Source organism: Cutibacterium equinum, from assembly GCF_028021195.1.
GTDB lineage: Bacteria > Actinomycetota > Actinomycetes > Propionibacteriales > Propionibacteriaceae > Cutibacterium > Cutibacterium equinum.
The window spans coordinates 967,041-983,311 of sequence record NZ_CP115668.1; the positions used below are offsets into that span (position 1 = coordinate 967,041).

Sequence of the window (16,271 nt, forward strand, 5' to 3'; positions counted from 1 at the left end):
CGTGCCCCAGAGAAAGGACAGCTATGGCGTCGAGTGACCCTGTGCAGCGAGATGTCAAGGCAAGCAGATATGAGACAGATGGTGCCGCGAACAGTAACCAGATGCGTCGAGCGATCTTCATCGCAGTGACAGCAGCAGCGTTGGGAATTACCTACGGTTATGATATCTCTAACACCGCTGCCGCGTTGCAGTTCGTGAAACGGGACTTTGGTATCTATAGCAGTATCAACACGGCGTCAGTGCTGGGTCAAATTGGTGGCGCTATTATCGGTGGACCCATGGCTAATGCCATTGGACGCAAGAAATCGATGATTATTATCGCTGCTGGCTACACTGTTTTCGCTGTCTTGACGGCTGTTTCTCCATCTGCTGGGTCATTCCTTGCGATGCGAGTCCTCTTGGGCATAACTATTGGACTTTCTATCACAGTCGTCCCAGTGTTCATCGCTGAATCCGCCCCGGCGTCTCGGCGTGGTGGGTTGGCGACGGCGTATCAGGTGACGTGCGTCATCGGGATTATTTTGGGCTACCTTGTCGGGTACCTGTTGCTGCCCACTGACACGTGGCGTTGGATTCTTGGTGTAGCAGCTATCCCGGCACTCGTCGTCTTGGTGATGCTGTTTCGCACTGAAGAAACCCCGTCGTGGTACATGCTCAAGGGGCGAGAGCAGGAAGCTCGTCGTGCCATGGAGCGTATTGAAGCAGCAGAATTGGTGGAACCAAGCCTCGACGAGATTCGCAACTCATTGTCGTCCCAACCCGACGGATCTGTGTGGCAGAGATTGCGTGAGATGTTCCATGGCGGCATGGCCCGAACTACTCTTTTTGCTATTGTGCTCGGATTCTCAATCCAGATCACCGGTATCAATGCCACTATTTATTACGCTCCTGGCATCTATTCTCGAATGGGGTTCACGGATACAGCGACGACCTATCTCGTGCCGTCCCTGGTTCAGTTCTTGTCGTTGATCAGTGTTGTCATCTCTATGCTGGTTATTGATAAAGTAGGACGCCGGTTTGTGCTTATCACCGGAATATCCACGATGATCTTTGCGACGATCCTTCTCATCGTGACCTATCTGATGAGTGGATTCGAGGGCACCGCGGCTGGTGTCATGGGCCTCATCGGCATGTCGTTGTTCACGATGGGATACACCTTTGGCTTCGGCTCAATCGTATGGGTCTACGCGGGTGAGATCTTCCCGGCTCGGTACCGATCGATCGGTGCGTCCTTGGTGCTCACTGCCGACTTGGTCGCTAATGCGATCACTGCCCAGCTAGGGGCCGTCATGCTCGACGGTATCGGACTGGCGGGAACCTTCGGCGTATACGGTGGGCTGCTTGTCATTGCGCTGCTATTCCTGCTGCGATACGCCCCGGAAACCTCTGGTCGTTCGCTCGAGGAAATCCAGGACTACTGGAACAACGGCGCCAGGTGGCCTGAGACTGAATCATCGTCGATGGCATGAGCCCGACGACCGGCCCGCGCTCTCAGCTCGCCAGCCGCCCCACGGTGATGGCCAATCTCAGGACGTAGGCCTCTCGCGGGTCGGAAGGGGAGTACCCGGTCACGTCCTGGATTCGATTGAGTCGGTAACGCACCGTGTTCGGGTGGATGAACATGGCTCGCCCCGTGCCTTCGACCGAGCAGCCGTGATCAAGGAAGGAGACGGTGGTGTCCATGAGGTCCCCACTGGCGGCAGCCAAGGGGGTGTAGACCTCATTGACAAGCCACGCGGTGGCCTCGGCGTCGCCGGAGAGGACTTGCTCTGGAAGAAGATCGATGGCGGCCATGACTCGCGGACCCTCTGGCCAGGCGCGGGCGGCCCGGGCCCCCGATAGAGCAGCGCGGGCGGAGGCCGGTGCCAGGGTGAGATCGGCGACGACCGGCCCCACGACGATGGGCCCGGGTGCGAAATGCTCGGCCAGGGCCTCGGTGGCGGCCACGGCGGCGGGGTCGTCGACAAGTTTCGGACTGGCGAGGATGACGACCAGGCGATCGGACTGCAGGGCGGCCAGCACCGTCATCTGCATCCGCTCGCCGTCGCGACGCAGCACGTGGAGTTCATGCTCGGTGGTCGGGGCTTGGCCCACCACGACACACAGGTTGATGCCGGGCCGCCATCCCAGGGTGGATGCTCGGGAGATGAGCTGTTCGTCGGCGTCGGCGCGGACGACGGCATCGACGACGAGGGATTCCAGTCTCTCGTCCCAGGTGCCACGCCGCTCGGCGGCTCGGGCGTACACCTCGGCGGCTGCGAAAGCGACTTCCCGGGAGTAGTGGACGATCGCGGTACGCAGTACTTGACGGTCTCCGCGTGGCATCTCGGTCTCGATCTGCGCCTCGACGGCGTCGATCGTCGTTCTAACGAGTTCGACGGTCTGGTGCAAGGAAATCTTGCGAGTCATGGATCGCGGCGCGACGTCGAAGACATCGGTCGGGGAGTAGGGCTTGGCGTCATCGTCAGTAAACCACTTCACGAAGCCGTCAATGCCGGAACGGGCCACGATCGAAATCCACGACCTGTCCTCGGCGGCGAGATCGCGGAACCAGGAATGACGACGGCCCATCTCCTCAAGGGTGGCAGTCGTCATGGCTGAGGTGCGAGCGGCCAAGCGTTTGGCGATGGCTCGGCGGGTGCGATCAGAGGGCACGACGGTGCGTCCGGTACTCGACGTTCGGCGTGCGGATGTGGTCGCGATGTCGTTCCTGGCCACCTGAGCCTCCCTCGGCGAAACTCCCGACATTCTAGTGGGGGTTGTGACTGGGCCACGATGCCCTCCCAGCCGCCTGCGATCAAGGCAGGAATTTCGCGCTGAGTCGATTTACGGCATCTGCAAGTGACTTTTCTTCCACAACACGACACAATAAGTTGGTGGCGGGCCCTCGGGCTGCCACCTCGAACCGTCACCGGTGATGACGCCGGTAGCGCGTCAATGTCGATGAGAAAGGACCCAGCGTGATCCCACGCGAAGAACGCGGACCAGTCCTCAACGGACTACCGACAACACTGCCTGACATCGATCCCGAGGAGACCCAGGAGTGGATCGAATCCCTCGACAAGATGGTTGAGGCTGACGGCCCCAACCGTGCCCGGATCGTGTTGCTGAAGATGCTGGAGCGGGCTCGTAGCCACGGGCATCTCGGTCTGTCGGCTCTCACCTCCACCGACTACATCAACACCATCGCCGCCGAGGACGAGGAGGAGTACCCCGGCGACGCCGAGATCGAACGCAACATCCGTCGTCTGTTGCGGTGGAACTCGGCCATCACCGTGCACCGCGCTCAGCGTCCCGGTATCGGCGTCGGTGGCCACATCTCCACCTATGCCTCTGCAGTGACCCTCTACGAGGTCGGTCAGAACCACTTCTGGCGCGGACAGGACGCCCCCGGCGGTGGCGATCAGGTCTTCTTCCAGGGACACGCAGCCCCCGGTATGTACGCTCGCGCCTTCCTGGAGGGACGCCTCAGTGAGGAGGATCTCGACGGGTTCCGTCAGGAGAAGTCGAAGGCTGGTCACGGCCTGCCCTCCTACCCCCACCCCCGCATGCTGCCTGACTTCTGGCAGTTCCCAACGGTGTCGATGGGCCTGGGCCCGATGGACTCCATCTACCAGGCGTCCATGAACAAATACCTCACCAACCGAGGGATCAAGGATTGCTCCGACCAGCACGTCTGGGCCTTCCTGGGCGACGGCGAGATGGACGAGCCGGAGTCGCGCGGCTTCCTTCAGGTGGCCGCCAACGAGGAACTCGACAACCTCACCTTCGTCATCAACTGCAACCTGCAGCGTCTGGACGGCCCGGTGCGTGGCAACGGCAAGATCGTCCAAGAGCTGGAGGCCGTCTTCCGCGGTGCCGGCTGGAACGTCATCAAGGTCATCTGGGGATCCGGCTGGGATCCGCTGCTGCAGGCTGACCGCGACGGTGCCCTCGTCGACATCATGAACAACACTCGTGACGGCGACTACCAGACCTTCAAGGCCAACGACGGTGCCTACGTTCGTGAACACTTCTTCGGTCGAGACCCGCGCACCGCCAAGATGGTCGAGAACTGGACCGACGAGCAGATCTGGGCGCTGCGTCGTGGTGGCCACGACTACCGCAAGATCTACAACGCCTACAAGGCCGCCACCGAGTTCAAGGGAGCACCGACCGTGGTGCTCGCCTGCACCATCAAGGGCTACGACCTCGGTACCCATTTCGCGGGCCGAAACGCGACCCACCAGATGAAGAAACTGGCCCTTGAGGATCTCAAGCAGTTCCGTGACCGCCTGGAGATCCCGATCTCCGACAAGGTCCTGGAGGCCGACCCGTACCGCGCCCCGTACTTCCATCCCGGTGCCGACGACGAGCGCATCCAGTACCTCATGGAGCGCCGTCGGGCCCTGGGCGGTTTCGTGCCGGAGCGTCGCTCGAAGTTCACCTCGCTGCCGATTCCCGAGCAGAAGGCCTTCGACGGGGTCAAGCGCGGATCGGGCAAGCAGGAAGTCGCCACCACCATGGCCTTCGTGCGTCTGCTCAAGGACCTCACCCGCGACAAGAACTTCGCCCCGCACGTGGTCCCGATCATCCCTGACGAGGCCCGTACCTTCGGTATGGACTCGTTCTTCCCGACGATCAAGATCTACAACCCGCACGGCCAGAACTACACCCCGGTGGACCACGAGCTCATGCTCAGCTACCGCGAGGCCAAGAACGGTCAGATCTTGCACACGGGTATCAATGAGGCCGGCTCGACGGCTGCCTTCATTGCCGCCGGTACGGCCTACTCCACCCAGGGCGTGCCGATGGTGCCGATCTACCTGTTCTACTCGATGTTCGGCTTCCAGCGCACCGGTGACTCCTTCTGGGCTGCCGGCGATCAGATGTCCAAGGGATTCATCATCGGTGCCACCGCTGGACGCACCACGCTGACCGGCGAGGGCACCCAGCACATGGACGGCCAGTCGCCGATCCTGGCTGCCACCAACCCGGCGGTCATCTCCTACGATCCGGCCTACTCCTACGAGATCTCCCACATCGTCCAGGCGGGCCTGGAGCACATGTATGGCAAGAACCCCGAGGACGTCATGTACTACCTGACGGTCTACAACGAGCCGATCATCCAGCCGGCTGAACCGGAGGGGGTCGACGCCGAGGGCATCGTCAAGGGTATGTACCTGCTGTCGAAGGGCTCCTTTGACGGGGTTGGCGAGGATGCCCGGCGCGTCCAGCTGATGGCATCCGGTGTTGCGGTGCCGTGGGCTCTCGAGGCACAGGAGCTTCTCAAGGACGACTTTGGTGTCGTCGCCGACGTGTGGTCGGTCACCTCGTGGAACAACCTGCGCCGTGACGCCATGGAGGCTGAGGAACAGGCCTTCCTGCATCCTGAGCAGGGCAAACGCACCCCCTACATCGTGCAGCGTCTGGCTGATGCTCCTGGTCCGGTCGTGGCTGCCACCGATTACATGCGCCAGGTCCCCGACCAGATCGCTCAATGGGTGCCAGGGGATTATGCGTCCCTGGGGGCCGACGGGTTCGGATTCTCCGACACCCGAGCTGCTGCCCGTCGCTTCTTCCACATTGACGGACCGTCCATGGCCGTCCGTGCCCTGCAGATGCTGGCCGAGCGTGGCGAGGTCCCACAGGATTGGCCGGCCAGGGCGGCTGAGAAATATGACCTTCTCAACGTCAACGCTGGGTCGTCGGGCAACGCCGGCGGCGACGCCTGATCGAATCTGACGACGCGGAGGTCACCCCTGAGGTGGCCTCCGCGTCTCGCATCTGGCACGCTTGTTCCAAGGCGTCTTTTCGCGCCAGACGCACGTACGTGAGGAAGCTGAGGATTCGTGGGAAGCGGCACCGATTTGGACAAGCTCGGTCTCGAGGCCGGGCGGGTGGTCCAGGAGCTCGGTTGGGACGATGACGTTGACGAGGACCTCCGTCAGGAAGTCATGGACATCATCGACGGTGACATGATCGAGGATTCGATTGACGCCGTCGACATCGTCTGGTTGTGGTTGCGTGCCGATGACGGGGATGTGGCCGATGGACTGGTTGATGCCATGCGTGACCTCTCCGATGACGGTTTCATCGTGCTCGTCACCCCCAAGGTGGGACGCCCCGGCACCATCGACCCGGCAGACCTGTCCGACGGGGCTGACACCGCTGGCATGGTGCTGACGACCAGCTATGACGTTGGTGAGGATTGGCAGGCCCACAAGGTCGTGCGGCCCCGAGGCGGACGCCGTTGACATCATGGCAGTGAGCAGCTACGTGGCAGCCGAGGACCGCTACGACACCATGAAGTACCGGCGTTGCGGGGCCAGCGGCTTGTTGCTGCCCGCCATCTCCTTGGGCCTGTGGCACAACTTCGGAGACCTTCACCCAGGGGCCACCCAGCGTGCCGTGCTGCGCCGGGCCTTTGACCGCGGCATCACCCACTTCGACCTCGCCAACAACTACGGCCCGCCCTACGGCCAGGCCGAGATCAACTTTGGCCGCATCATGGCCACCGACTTCAAGCCCTACCGCGACGAGCTCATCATCAGCTCCAAAGCCGGCTACGACATGTGGCCTGGCCCCTACGGACAGGGTGGCGGCTCCCGCAAGTACCTCATCGCATCCTGCGACCAGTCCCTCAAGCGGATGGGCTTGGACTACGTCGACATCTTCTACTCCCACCGCTTCGACCCAGACACCCCGCTCGAGGAGACGATGGGCGCCCTCGACCGCATCGTGCGCTCCGGACGTGCCCTCTACGTCGGCATCTCCTCCTACGATCCGCAGCAGACGGAGACCGCAGCCGCCATTGCCCGCGACCTTGGTACCCCGTTGCTCATCCACCAGCCGCGCTACAACATGTTCGACCGCTGGGTCGAGGACGGCCTCCTGGACACCTGCGAGCAGGAGGGGATGGGCATCATATGTTTCTCCCCATTGGCTCAGGGCATCCTCACCGACAAGTACCTCAAGGACATCCCGGCCCAGTCTCGAGCTGGCATGGGTGCGGCCTCCCTGCGTCCCGAACAGATCGACGACGCCACCCGTGGCGCGGTCGCAGCTCTCAACGAGATCGCCAAGGATCGTGATCAGACTCTCGCCCAGATGGCTCTGTCGTGGATCCTGCGAGATTCCCGCATCACCAGTGTTCTTGTCGGCGCATCCTCGGTGCCGCAGTTGGACTGCGACATTGACGCTGTGACAGCCACGCCGTTCACCGACGAGGAGCAGGTGAACATCGAATCGGTGCTGGCTGATCACGCTTGCTGAGATAACTCAGCCCGGGTCGTGCTACCCTTGTGGGGACGCCCTTTAATGGCGATCCCGTGAGGTCGCGAAGGTCGTGCCAACAGGCGGCTGCACAGACGTGCGTCGTCGGCTGTGCTCCACCCTCGCGCCAACGGTGTCCAGTGGTAGGAGCCCGTTATGCAACTCACCCAGTCATCCGGCCCCGTCACCGTTCTCGACTCCAAGGCCTTGGAGCGGGCGCTGACGAGAATCTGTTACGAAATTGTCGAGCGCAATGAGGGGCTCGACCAGTTGGTCATCGTCGGTATTCGCACTCGTGGCGCATACCTGGCACAGCGTATGGCCGCCAAGTTGTCCTCCTTGAGTGACGCGAATGTCCCTGTCAGCGAGCTGGACATCACCTTGTACCGGGACGATCTTGATCCCAATGAGCACCACGAGCGTCCGAAGAACCCGGTGCTGTCGGGCCATGACGTCCCGACAAACCTGGCCGGCAAGACCGTCGTCCTCGTCGACGACGTTCTGTTCACCGGCCGCACCGTGCGGGCAGCCCTCGACGCCCTGCTCGCCACTGGCCGGCCTGACCGCATCTTGCTGGCTGTCATGGTCGACCGCGGTCACCGCGAGCTGCCGATCCGCGCCGATTTCGTGGGGAAGAACATTCCCACGGCTCTCAGCGAGGCTGTTGACGTCCACGTCACCGAAGTTGACGGTGAGGACGCAGTCACCATTCGAAAGGTGGCTTCCCGATGAGCGCTGAGGCCGTTGAGGAGTTCGACGTCGACTATTCCGGACGTCACTTCCTGTCCGTGGAGGACATGTCCGATGATGACGTCATGGCGATCATCGAGCGCGGATGCCAGTTCAAGGCTGGTGACACCCCCCGCGTCGAGCCCGGGCACGTCGCCATCAACATGTTCTTCGAGAACTCCACCCGAACCATGATCAGTTTCCAGATGGCTGAGCACCGTCTGGGGATGAAGGTCCTGGACTTCGATCCGGGACACTCCAGCGTCACCAAGGGCGAGAGCCTGTACGACTCGGTACGTACCGTTGACGCCATCGGTGCCGAGGTCGCCGTCATCCGTCACTCCACCAACCGCTATTACGACTATCTGCTGTCGACCGGGATGCTTGGCCTGTCGGTCGTCAATGGTGGCGACGGCTCCGGCCAGCACCCCAGCCAGTGCATGCTCGACCTCATGACCATCGCTGAGGAGTTCGGTCACATCGACGGTCTGACGGTTGCCATCAGTGGCGACATCGCTCACTCGCGAGTGGCGCGTTCCGATGCCCAGATCCTCGCTCGCCTGGGCGCCAACGTCGTCTTCACCGGACCGCGCGAGTGGATGGACCACGACGTCACCAGACTCGGCACGATGGCCACCCTCGACGAGGTCATCTCCGACGTCGACGTCGCCATGATGCTGCGCGTCCAGCACGAAAGGTTCGATGCCGGCCCAGATTTCTCCGCCACCGACTACCTGCAGGCCTTCGGGCTCACCGACGAGCGGGCGGAGCGGATGAAGCCAACCGCGATCATCATGCACCCGGCCCCTGTCAACCGCGGATGTGAGATCTCGGGCCACCTCGTCGAGGCCCCCTCGTCTCGTATCTTCGAGCAGATGGGCAACGGAGTCATGGTGCGCATGGCGATTCTGGAGCAGGTGCTGCGAGCCAGGGAGACACAGTGAGCCGACGGGTCCTCCTCACCGGGTTGACCATGCTGGAGGGAGCCACCCCGGTTCCCTCCCAGCTCCTCGTCCGCGACGACCGGATCGAGGCCATCTCACGAGGGCGTCGCCACGCCCTCGACGGAGCCGACGCGCAGGTCATCGACCTGGGTGGGGCTCTGGTCACTCCCGGCCTGGTGGACCTGCACGTCCATCTGCGTGAGCCGGGGCAGGAGCACAAGGAGACCATTGCCTCGGGCACTGCTGCGGCAGCCCGCGGCGGGTGGACGACGATCTGTGCGATGCCGAACACCGTGCCCGACCCGCACACTCCTGCGCTCGTGGACGACCTCAAGCGCAGGATCGACGAGTCCGCGCTGGTACGGGTGCGTCCCATCGCCCCCATCACCGTCGGATTGACGAGCACCGATCTTGTCGACCTCGATGCCTTGGCCCAAGCGGGGGCCGTTGCCTTCTCCAACGACGGCAAGGGTGTCCAACTGGCCGCGACGATGTACGACGCGATGCGCGCCGCCGCCAAGGTGGACCGTCCCATCGCTGCCCACGCCGAGGACGAGTCCCTGGTACGTGGCGGAGTCATCAATGACGGACGCCGGGCCCGCGAACTCGACCTGCCGCCCATGACTCGTCTCACCGAGACTGTCCAGGTGGCCCGAGACGTCATGATCGCAGAGGCTACCGGGGCTCACTATCACCTGTGCCACGCCTCGACTCGCCAGTCGATTCGTACCCTGCGTCGCGGACGTGAGGACGGTGCGCATGTCACCGGCGAGGCCGCCCCGCATCATCTACTGCTGGCTGACGACGACATTCCCAGCGACGACGGGTTCTACAAGATGAATCCTCCGTTGCGCACCCGCGACGACGTTGACGCCATGATCGACGGGCTGTGCGACGGCACCTTGACCTGCATCGCCACGGACAACGCCCCGCACGCTGCCGCCGAGAAGGACTGTTCCTTCCGTGACGCAGCCTTCGGGGTCATCACGAACGAGCATACTTTCGCCCTGCTGTACACCAACTTCGTGCTGGATGGTCGATTCCGCCTCGACCAGCTCGTCGACTGGCTCACCGCCGGGCCCGCCGACACCTTCGGGCTGGCCGATGCCGGACGACTGCGAGTGGGCGGACCGGCCGACCTCGCCGCCTTCGACCTGGCGACCCAGACGACGATCATCCCCGAGGAGGGGGCCGGGATGGGGCGCAACACTCCCTTCTCCGGGCGGCGCGTCTTCGGAGATTGCGTATTGACCATGGTCGGTGGACAGACGGTGCACCGGCGAGGACAGCAGATCGGCAAGACGGGTGACCACGTGACGGGAGACTGGCAATGAGCAGACGGACCCTATTGTTGGCCGACGGGACGAGCTACCAGGGAGAGGCCTTCGGGGCCGACCGCGAGGTGAGCGCCGAGGTCGTCTTCACCACCGGGATGACCGGCTACCAGGAGACCCTCACCGACCAGTCCTACAACGGACAAATCGTCACCTTCACCTACCCCCTCATCGGAAACTGCGGCATCAACCGCGACGACATGGAGTCCCTCTTCCCGACGACCGCCGGGGTCATCTGCCGAGAGGTGCCGCGACTAGCCAGCAACTGGCGCAACCGTCTCAGTCTCGATGAGTTCCTCACCACCCATGACATTCCTGGCCTGGCCGGTATCGACACTCGTGCCTTGGTGCGACGGCTACGGCATGAGGGGGTCATGAAGGGGGCCTTGCTGGGCCCTGACGCCGATCTCGACGCCGAGTTGGAGAAGCTGCGTAGCGCTCAGTTGCCCACCGACCAGATCGCCCAGGTCTCCACCCGCACCGCCTACCCGTCACCCTTGGGTGGACGCAGTGTGGTGCTTTTCGACTTTGGCCTCAAACACTCCATCCTGCGTGAGCTGAGCAAGCGCGGATGCGCCGTCACCGTCGTGCCCTGGAACATCTCGGCCGCTCGGGTGCGCGCCCTGGCCCCTGACGGCATCATGCTGTCGAATGGTCCCGGCGACCCGAAGTCGATCCCGCAGGTCCAGGAGGTGGTGCGCGAGCTTCAGGAGGAGTACCCGATCTTCGGTATCTGCATGGGACATCAGATCTTCGCCCTCGCCAATGGCGCCGACACCTACAAGCTGCCCTTCGGCCATCGTGGCTTCAACCACCCGGTGCGGGAACTGTCCACCGGACGGATCGACTTCACCAGCCAGAATCACGGATATGCCGTCGATCCCGCATCGGTGGCCGGCACCGAGCTGGAGATCACCCACCTCGAGATCAATGACGAGACGGTCATGGGTGTGCGTCACACTCGCCTCGGATCGTTCTCGGTGCAGTACCACCCCGACGCGGCCGCAGGGCCACACGATGCAGCTCACGTCTTCGACGACTTCGTGGCACTCATGGATGCCAATGACTTTGGAGGACAGAACTGATGCCCCGCCGTACCGACTTGCATCGCATCCTCGTCATCGGGTCCGGTCCGATCATCATCGGCCAGGCTGCCGAGTTCGACTACGCCGGCACTCAGGCCTGTCTGGCCCTCAAGGAGGAGGGGTACGAGGTTATTCTCGTCAACTCCAACCCGGCCACGATCATGACCGACCGTGACATCGCCGACAAGGTCTACATCGAGCCGATCACCCTGGAATTCGTGTCCTCGATCCTGCGCCGGGAACGCCCCGACGCCATCGTCCCCACCTTGGGCGGCCAGACCGGTCTCAACATGGCCACCGAGCTGGCCAGGTCCGGGATCCTTGACGAGCTGGGTATCGAGTTGTTGGGCACCACGCTGTCGGCCATCGAGAAGGCCGAGGACCGTGACCTGTTCAAGCAGCTCATGGACGAGTTGGGCCAGCCGGTACCGGCCTCTGAGATCGTCCACACCGTCGACGAGGCCGTCGAGGTGGGCAGGTCCATCGGTTACCCGCTCATCGTCCGTCCCGCCTACACCCTTGGCGGAACCGGTGGCGGCATCTGCCACGACGAGGCCGAACTGCTCCGCATTGTGGGGAAGGGCCTGGAGCTGTCTCCGGTCACCGAGTGCCTGGTCGAGCAGTCGATCGCCGGGTACAAGGAGATCGAGTACGAGATGATGCGCGACGGTGCCGACAACACCATGGTCGTGTGCACGATGGAGAACTTTGACCCGGTTGGGGTTCACACCGGCGACTCCATCGTGTTCGCTCCTACCCAGACCCTCACCGATGTCGAGCACGAGATGCTGCGAGACGCCTCGATCGAGATCGTCCGCGCGTTGGGGATCGAGGGTGGGTGCAACGTCCAGCTCGCCCTGGACCCCGAGTCCTTCCAGTACTACGTCATTGAGGTCAACCCGCGCGTCTCACGGTCCTCAGCCCTGGCCTCCAAGGCCACGGGCTACCCGATTGCCAAGATTGCGGCGAAGATCGCTGTCGGCATGACTCTCGACGAGATTCGCAACCCCGTCACCGGGACGACCTGGTCGATGTTCGAGCCCACACTCGACTACGTCGTCGCCAAGATTCCACGCTGGCCCTTCGACAAGTTCGCCCGGGCCGATCGACGCCTGGGCACCCAGATGAAGGCCACCGGTGAGGTCATGGCCCTGGGACGCACCATCGAGGAGTCCCTGCTCAAGGCAGTGCGCTCCTTGGAGATCGGGGTTGACCACATCGCCTTGCGCGAGGTCGCGGATCTGCCTGACGACATCCTCGGGGAGCGCCTGCTGCACGCCCGTGATGACCGTCTCTTCTGTCTGGCCGAGGCGATACGGCGCGGGCGCACTGTGCACGAACTCCACGACCAGACCAAGATCGACGTCTTCTTCCTCGACAAGATCGCCCACATCGTCGAGATCGAGGAGACGTTGCGCTCCTGCCCCGACGACCCCGAGGCACTCTGGATTGCCAAACGCAACGGCTTCTGTGACCCTGCCATCGCCCGCTTCTGGGGCACCACCGCCGACCAGGTGCGCGCCCGCCGAGTCGAGACCGGGATCACACCGGTTTACAAGATGGTCGACACCTGCGCCGGTGAGTTCGAGTCCTCGACCCCGTACTTCTACTCCACCTATGAGATGGAGAACGAGTCGGTGACCTCGGATCGCCCCAGCGTCTTGGTGCTGGGCTCCGGGCCGATCCGCATCGGCCAGGGCATCGAGTTCGACTACGCCACCGTGCACTCGGTCAAGGCCATCCAGGCTGCCGGGTACGAGGCCATCATCATGAACTCCAACCCGGAGACGGTCTCCACCGATTTCTCCATCTCCGACAAGCTGTACTTCGAGCCGCTCACCATCGAGGACGTCATGAATGTCATCGACCTTGAGCAGCCCGAGGGAGTCATCGTCCAGTTCGGCGGCCAGACGGCCATCAACCTGGCCGGTCCTCTCGAGGCTGCCGGGGTGCCGATCCTGGGCACCCAGCTGGCCGACCTCGACCGCGCCGAGGACCGAGAAGGATTCGAGTCCCTGCTTGCCGAGCTGGGGATTCCGCAGGCTCCCGGTGGCACGGCCCGATCCGGTGAGGAGGCCCTGGCGGTTGCCGAAGAGCTCGGATACCCGGTGCTGGTGCGTCCCTCCTACGTCATCGGTGGTCGTGCCATGGCGATCGTGACGAGCCCCGAGGAACTCAAGCGCTACATGCGTGACGCCGTCCACGCCAGCCCCGACAAGCCAGTGCTCGTGGACCGGTACCTCAACGGTCTGGAATGCGAGGTCGATGCCATCTGTGACGGCACCGACGTCCTCATCCCCGGCATCATGGAGCACATTGAGCGGGCCGGCGTGCACTCTGGTGACTCGATGGCCGTCTACCCCCCGCAGCGGATGAGCCAGAAGATCGCCGACCAGATCGTCGACGTGACGACGAAACTGGCCCTGGGGCTGGACACCAAGGGCATCCTCAACATCCAGTTCGTCATCGCCGAGGACCCCGCCACCGGCCAGGACACTGTTTACGTCATCGAGGCCAACCCGCGCGCCTCGCGTACGGTGCCTTTCCTGTCCAAGGTCACCGGGGTGCCGATGGCCGAGGTGGCGACCCGAGTCATCCTCGGGGAGAAACTGTCCGATCTCGGCCTGCGGCCCGGACTGCTGCCAGTCTCGACGCGCATCCACGTCAAGTCCCCGGTGTTCAGCTTCTCCAAGCTCGACCTGGTCGACTCGCACTTGGGTCCGGAGATGAAGTCGACCGGTGAGGTCATGGGTTCTGACGACACCCTCGAGAAGGCGCTGTACAAGGTCTTCGAGGCCGCCAGCCTGCACGTGCCCGAGTACGGCAAGATCCTCATCACGGTGGCCGACGATGCCAAGCCCGAAGCTCTTGCCCTGGCTCGTCGCTTCGACCGGATCGGATTCCAGCTCGTCGGCACCACGGGCACCGCAGAATTCTTCGACGAGGGTGGGCTGCGAATCGACGTGGCCGAGAAGATCGGGTCAGGGGAGGCCGGATCCACCGAGTCCGTCCTCGACCTCATCAGCCGCAATGGCTGCGACGCCGTCATCAACGTCATGAGCAATGGCCAGGACACCATCATCGACGGTAAGCAGATTCGTCGTGAGGCCATAGCCCGCGGAATACCGCTGTTCACCTCCCTTGACACCGCCGCGGCGATCTGCCGTGTGATGGAGTCACGAGCCTTCTCGACGGAGTCGATCTGATGAGTGAGACGAATGTGCTACGACCGGCCTCTCAGATGATGGAACTGACGGATCGTCAGAAGATTGCTGCCGGGGTGTACTCGGTGCGACTTGTCCCTGATGAGCCGATGCCGCAGGTCGTTCCAGGAACCTTCCTCGACCTGCTGCCCGGTGGGTTGCACGTCCTGCGCCGGCCCTTGTCCATCGCTGACGCTGATGAGCAGGGGTACACCCTCATCTTCCGGGTGGTCGGTCGAGGAACCGATCAGCTGTCTCGCTCACCCCTGGGAGCAAGGATTGACGTTCTCGGCCCGTTGGGGCACGGATTCGACCTCGACGCGGTGCAGCCTGGACAACGAGCCTTGCTCGTCGGTGGTGGAGTGGGCATTCCGCCGCTGTACCTGCTGGGTCGTCGCCTGGTGGAACGTGGCGTCCAGGTGCAGTTCCGGCTGGGATTCCGGGATCGCAACGACATCTTCTGGGTCGATGAGTTCTCTGCGCTGGGGGAGGTGCTCATCTCCACCGACGACGGATCAGTGGGGACGAAGGGGACCGTCGCCCAGATAGCCCAGACCGACGAGGCGCGACGATTCATCCCTGACATCGTGCAGGCATGCGGGCCCACCCCGATGCTGAGGTGGGTGAAGTCGACCCTGGCCCCGACGGTGCGTACCCAGTTGTCCTTGGAGGAGAGGATGGCCTGCGGGGTGGGTGCTTGCTACGCCTGTGTCATTGGAGACGCCAAGAACCCCGATCATCAGTTCCGGGTGTGCTACGACGGTCCGGTGCTCGAGGCCGAGGAGGTCGTGCTGTGAACAGGTTGGCCGTGTCACTGCCGGGCCTGGAACTCAAGAATCCGATCATGCCCGCCAGTGGGTGTTTTGGCTTTGGAGCCGAGTACGCCGGGTACTACGACCTGTCGGTGCTGGGATCGATCATGGTCAAGGCAACCACTGTCGAGCCGCGTCCGGGCAATCCGGTGCCCAGAGTGGCCGAGACACCTGGTGGGATGCTCAACGCCATCGGATTGCAGAATCCGGGTCTCGACGTCGTCATGGCTGAGAAACTGCCGTGGCTGGCCGAGCATTTTCCCGACCTGCCGATCATCGCCAACGTCGCCGGGTACACCACCGAGGACTACGTCACGGTGTCTGAGGTCATCTCCACCGCCCCCAACGTGGCAGCCCTGGAGATCAACATCTCCTGTCCCAATGTCAAGCGCGGCGGAATCACCTTCGGCACCAATGCCAGCTCCGCCCATGACCTGACGAAGGCCGTCGTGGCGGCGGCCAGCGTGCCGGTCTACGTCAAACTGTCTCCCAATGTCACCGACATCACCGAGATCGCCCGAGCGGTCGCCGATGGTGGAGCTGACGGCCTGACCCTCATCAACACCCTCACCGGGATGAGGATCAATCTGGCACGGCGACAGCCTGTCATTGCCAACGGTACGGGTGGGCTGTCGGGGCCGGCCGTCCTTCCCCTTGCCGTGCGCATGATCGACGCCGTCACCCGGGCCGTCGACATCCCCGTCATCGGAATGGGTGGGGTGACGACCAGCGCCGATGCCCTGGAACTCATGATGGCTGGAGCCTCGGCCGTCGGCGTCGGTACCGCCAACTTCACCGATCCGCTGGCATGCCCCAAGATCATTGACGGGCTCGAGCCGATCATGGACGACCTGCACATCTCCAGCCTCGAGGATCTCCGGGCCGAGGTCCGGCAGTCTCGCTGACCATC

At 63.3% G+C, this 16,271-nt stretch carries 12 protein-coding genes; 11 read left to right on the forward strand and 1 reads right to left on the reverse strand.

All coding sequences use genetic code 11. The annotated features are described in order from the left end of the window. Positions 1-101: 101 nt before the first annotated feature. A complete protein-coding gene (locus tag O6R08_RS04435; protein ID WP_408640133.1) occupies positions 102-1,469 on the forward strand; it encodes a sugar porter family MFS transporter in 1,368 nt (455 codons plus the stop codon). Positions 1,470-1,491: 22 nt separating this feature from the next. On the opposite strand, the gene O6R08_RS04440 is transcribed toward O6R08_RS04435, so the two are convergent. Continuing rightward, positions 1,492-2,595, reverse strand: a complete 1,104-nt coding sequence (locus tag O6R08_RS04440) for a PucR family transcriptional regulator (RefSeq protein WP_271419242.1) — start codon at positions 2,593-2,595, stop codon at positions 1,492-1,494. Positions 2,596-2,960: 365 nt separating this feature from the next. Between O6R08_RS04440 and aceE the strand changes: the two genes are divergently transcribed. The 10 genes from aceE (at position 2,961) to O6R08_RS04490 (ending at position 16,266) form a co-directional block, all read left to right on the forward strand. Further along, on the forward strand, positions 2,961-5,714 hold the full coding sequence (gene aceE, locus O6R08_RS04445) for a pyruvate dehydrogenase (acetyl-transferring), homodimeric type (RefSeq protein WP_271418907.1): 2,754 nt from the start codon (positions 2,961-2,963) through the stop codon (positions 5,712-5,714). Positions 5,715-5,831: 117 nt separating this feature from the next. Continuing rightward, positions 5,832-6,236: a DUF3052 domain-containing protein gene (locus O6R08_RS04450; protein WP_271418908.1), complete on the forward strand. Its 405-nt coding sequence runs from the start codon at positions 5,832-5,834 to the stop codon at positions 6,234-6,236. Between the two features lie 4 nt (positions 6,237-6,240). Further along, the gene (gene mgrA, locus O6R08_RS04455; RefSeq protein WP_271418909.1) at positions 6,241-7,254 is read left to right on the forward strand and encodes an L-glyceraldehyde 3-phosphate reductase; all 1,014 of its coding nucleotides are present in this window, start codon (positions 6,241-6,243) and stop codon (positions 7,252-7,254) included. A gap of 156 nt (positions 7,255-7,410) precedes the next feature. Further along, entirely contained in the window at positions 7,411-7,986 is a 576-nt protein-coding gene (gene pyrR, locus O6R08_RS04460; protein WP_271418910.1) for a bifunctional pyr operon transcriptional regulator/uracil phosphoribosyltransferase PyrR, read from the forward strand. Then, positions 7,983-8,927 (forward strand): aspartate carbamoyltransferase catalytic subunit, encoded by a 945-nt coding sequence (locus O6R08_RS04465; RefSeq protein ID WP_271418911.1) that lies wholly within the window; start codon positions 7,983-7,985, stop codon positions 8,925-8,927. The genes pyrR and O6R08_RS04465 overlap by 4 nt, the downstream gene beginning before the upstream one ends. Continuing rightward, positions 8,924-10,261, forward strand: coding sequence for a dihydroorotase (locus O6R08_RS04470; RefSeq protein WP_271418912.1), 1,338 nt, complete (start codon positions 8,924-8,926; stop codon positions 10,259-10,261). The genes O6R08_RS04465 and O6R08_RS04470 overlap by 4 nt, the downstream gene beginning before the upstream one ends. Continuing rightward, positions 10,258-11,346 carry a carbamoyl phosphate synthase small subunit gene (locus O6R08_RS04475; protein WP_271418913.1) on the forward strand — a complete coding sequence of 363 codons (1,089 nt, stop codon included), beginning with the start codon at positions 10,258-10,260 and terminating at the stop codon, positions 11,344-11,346. Before O6R08_RS04470 ends, O6R08_RS04475 begins: the two co-directional genes overlap by 4 nt. Then, complete coding sequence (gene carB / locus O6R08_RS04480) at positions 11,346-14,552, forward strand: carbamoyl-phosphate synthase large subunit (RefSeq protein WP_271418914.1); 3,207 nt, start codon at positions 11,346-11,348, stop codon at positions 14,550-14,552. The genes O6R08_RS04475 and carB overlap by 1 nt, the downstream gene beginning before the upstream one ends. Next, positions 14,552-15,346 carry a dihydroorotate dehydrogenase electron transfer subunit gene (locus O6R08_RS04485; RefSeq protein WP_271418915.1) on the forward strand — a complete coding sequence of 265 codons (795 nt, stop codon included), beginning with the start codon at positions 14,552-14,554 and terminating at the stop codon, positions 15,344-15,346. Before carB ends, O6R08_RS04485 begins: the two co-directional genes overlap by 1 nt. Then, positions 15,343-16,266, forward strand: coding sequence for a dihydroorotate dehydrogenase (locus tag O6R08_RS04490; protein ID WP_271418916.1), 924 nt, complete (start codon positions 15,343-15,345; stop codon positions 16,264-16,266). Before O6R08_RS04485 ends, O6R08_RS04490 begins: the two co-directional genes overlap by 4 nt. Positions 16,267-16,271: the final 5 nt, after the last annotated feature.

Coding starts and splice junctions, on each gene's coding strand:
- O6R08_RS04485 (WP_271418915.1), top strand. CDS start 14,552: ATGAGTGAGACGAATGTGCTACGACCGGCCTCTCAGATGATGGAACTG.
- O6R08_RS04475 (WP_271418913.1), top strand. CDS start 10,258: ATGAGCAGACGGACCCTATTGTTGGCCGACGGGACGAGCTACCAGGGA.
- pyrR (WP_271418910.1), top strand. CDS start 7,411: ATGCAACTCACCCAGTCATCCGGCCCCGTCACCGTTCTCGACTCCAAG.
- O6R08_RS04440 (WP_271419242.1), bottom strand. CDS start 2,595: ATGACGACTGCCACCCTTGAGGAGATGGGCCGTCGTCATTCCTGGTTC.
- carB (WP_271418914.1), top strand. CDS start 11,346: ATGCCCCGCCGTACCGACTTGCATCGCATCCTCGTCATCGGGTCCGGT.
- mgrA (WP_271418909.1), top strand. CDS start 6,241: ATGGCAGTGAGCAGCTACGTGGCAGCCGAGGACCGCTACGACACCATG.
- O6R08_RS04435 (WP_408640133.1), top strand. CDS start 102: ATGCGTCGAGCGATCTTCATCGCAGTGACAGCAGCAGCGTTGGGAATT.
- O6R08_RS04465 (WP_271418911.1), top strand. CDS start 7,983: ATGAGCGCTGAGGCCGTTGAGGAGTTCGACGTCGACTATTCCGGACGT.